The following is a 2952-nucleotide window of genomic DNA, read 5'->3' on the forward strand; positions in this document are numbered from 1 at the left end:
CAACAGGGCTGCTCGGCTGACTTTTAACGGCATGTTGAACAGGGGATTTTTAGAGTTTTGCAATCCCCGATTTCTATGTCGCTCTGCGAGCCTGCACAAAAAGACACGCTCTGATCGTGAAAAGTCACGTAGATAATTCGTCTAAAGTCTCCAGCCCTTAGACTTCTTGCAAAAATAATTCATGGTATAGTGTGGCGTTTAAAAAATCTGCAATAATCCTAATCAAAAATACCAATGAACTAGCATAGGTTATCCGTATATATTTTGATATACATTTTTTACAGAAACCTGATTACGCCACAAAATACTTTTGCAACACGTCTAGTGAATGTTTGCACTTCTAGTGTCCTCTAGCTCACCGTAATTCTCTCACACTTCAAGAGTAGGATTTCTACGGATTTTAGAGGGAACCTTGCACCCCTTTACACTTAAAATTTTTAACCTAAATGTTGGGTGTGTCAAGAGCTAGATTAAATTATTTTAATATGATGCAGATATAGGCGTAAGAACCTGCACTCCAAGGCTGGGCAGCCCTCTAGTTCATCAGTGACAGCGCAACTCCCCTTCACACAATACTGCTCAGAGAGCGATCGCCAGCCAAAAAGCATGAACGCCCCCACTTACACACAATACAGAAATACTACACTCATGAGCGTAAGCTTTGCGCTGCCCCTGGAAGGCGATAGTGAAGCGCTGCCACCTACGGCAGATCGCATCTTATACAGGGTGGCTTTATGGAGCAGAGGAAGTTCTATGTCTCGTTCATCCCGCGTATTCCGAGTACTGGCGCGATACGCGCAGCGTCAAGCAGTCGTGCTTATCGCCATCCCTCTTGTTATCAATGGCGATATAGCGCCCTTAAGAGTACTCAAGTTATCATAAAAGTAATTGGTAGACTCTTTCAATATCTCTTATAATGTTGAGTTTAACGTCATTTCAAAGAGCTTATTTATTTAACGACTTTGAAATTGAAATCAAAGAAGAAATTTTCAGCAAATATAAGTACGCCTTGGCATATATTGGTGTAGATTTGACTCGCGCTGATGTCCAAGAAGCTCTCCTCAACTGTATTGAGGGCTTTGAAGATGCCATCCGTGCCACAATTGCCTATTGGTACTGGCTCACAGAAAATCAAGAGCCTTTTTATGCGAACGCCAGCCTAATTCAAGCTATAGGTCAGCGTTGGAGTTCTCGTTATTGGAAAGACGAATATTTAGACAATCCTAATTTTAAAAGTCCTGGTCAAGTCTTTTGGGAAGAAGCAGGAAGAGTCTGGGGAACTGATTTTCGCAACCAAATTATTGCCGATGTCAACGAAGATTATATTTTGCTACGAACAGGCACAAAAGTAAATTTTTGTGCAGCTACAAGATGGGGTTGGGAAAGATTAAGAGAATATGTCCTAGAAGAGAAGCTAGAGGCTATTGAACGATCCCGTCGCAGGCGGCAAATTTTAAGATAACTTAACTCTATGGGATCAGTTCGTCACCAACATCACCAAAATAGCCGCCCTTGGATCATCCTCCACGCCACATTCTTCCCAACTCCTCATAATCACCACCGCCGCAGCCTGCCGTAGGGAAGCAATTAAGCGAAACCCAGAAATTCTAGACGAGCCGGAAATGGAAGCTGCATAACTACCAGTTGTTTGAAGTTGAGCGAAAGTGCGATCGCTCCGAAAGTACATAGTGCGTAAGCGTTGCGCAGATCGCCGTCCCCTTACGGGGAAAAGAAGGACTCTTACTTCTCTCACCATTAATAATAATGATCCAGAAGAGAAAGGTTTCCGTCCCCTTACGGGGAAAAGAAGGACTCTTACTTTAGCCCATCTGGAAGTAGTCGGTAAAACCGAAAGTTTCCGTCCCCTTACGGGGAAAAGAAGGACTCTTACTGCATTTTTCACTACCAGGCCAGACGTAGATTCCATTGGAGTTTCCGTCCCCTTACGGGGAAAAGAAGGACTCTTACCCTACCCATTGGAAACCATTACTATATTTAGCTTTCAAGGTGCAGTTGCGCCGATATACTGAAGTCATGATGTAGCTTTGTGATACAGTACACATTGACAAAAACATTTAGCGCTAAAAAAGACTTTCATTACTTATATTACAGGAAAACAGCCACGAGTCAAACTAAAAAATCTTGTTTTTCTTTAAAAAGCTTTGCTTTACTGCCTCGTATTTTTTCTTGCTCACTGCGACATTTTTACAAGAGAATTTACAATTAGTTACAATCGATATAAGCCAGATATAGAGGTATTTTCAGCCAAAACATACTTTGTAATCCTCCTAGGCTCATCTTTACAAAAATAAATAATCCCCCAGGTCATGAGGAGTAGCGGGTGAAATGCAATCCTCACCAAAATGCTCGTCTTGTATTAAGACTTATGTCAAATTTGCACGAATAGCTTTGAAACAACAGGTAATGGGAGTATAATTTTACAGTCGATTCTATATGTATCAAGAAATCGACACCACTCCTCCGAACCTTGAAAACCTCATAATCTCGTTAACTGGTGTCGATTGCTCTTGTAGCAAAGTTTCCAGGCTACAAGAGTCCTGTTTTGTTGAGAATAAACTCACCCTTATTGACAATTTAAAAAGTGGTGTCGATTTGGGGGTTTGAAACCCTTTCTGGGTAAGCGTTCTAGATGTGAACTCCCTACCGATTGGGTTAAATCGGAATAGTTGGAAACGATTTTTTGCTACCAATTGAGGCGTTTGAGCACTTTTTCCCTACCGATTGGGTTAAATCGGAATAGTTGGAAACGAACTGTTAGTTACAGTCGTCTTTCTTTCTAGGAACGCCCCTACCGATTGGGTTAAATCGGAATAGTTGGAAACATATGGCGAGTGCCTACCCCAGTCACTACACAGTGACCCCTACCGATTGGGTTAAATCGGAATAGTTGGAAACAATAATATTTTTCTCAATTTCGTCAGCTTGTGCTGA

At 41.9% G+C, this 2952-nt stretch carries 3 protein-coding genes; 2 read left to right on the plus strand and 1 reads right to left on the minus strand.

Annotated elements, in window-relative coordinates; all coding sequences use genetic code 11:
* Window positions 1–753: 753 nt before the first annotated feature.
* Together G4P69_RS40160 and G4P69_RS36685 are read left to right on the plus strand one after the other, a co-directional pair.
* Window positions 754–882, plus strand: coding sequence for a hypothetical protein (locus tag G4P69_RS40160; RefSeq protein ID WP_279606329.1), 129 nt, complete (start codon window positions 754–756; stop codon window positions 880–882).
* Window positions 883–916: 34 nt separating this feature from the next.
* Window positions 917–1462, plus strand: coding sequence for a hypothetical protein (locus G4P69_RS36685; protein ID WP_208344480.1), 546 nt, complete (start codon window positions 917–919; stop codon window positions 1460–1462).
* A 15-nt stretch (window positions 1463–1477) separates the two neighbouring features.
* On the opposite strand, the gene G4P69_RS36690 is transcribed toward G4P69_RS36685, so the two are convergent.
* Window positions 1478–1756, minus strand: a complete 279-nt coding sequence (locus G4P69_RS36690; protein ID WP_422614316.1) for a hypothetical protein — start codon at window positions 1754–1756, stop codon at window positions 1478–1480.
* Between the last annotated feature and the right edge of the window lie 1196 nt (window positions 1757–2952).

It is taken from the genome of Aetokthonos hydrillicola CCALA 1050, assembly GCF_017591665.1.
GTDB classification, from domain to species: Bacteria; Cyanobacteriota; Cyanobacteriia; order Cyanobacteriales; family Nostocaceae; genus Aetokthonos; species Aetokthonos hydrillicola.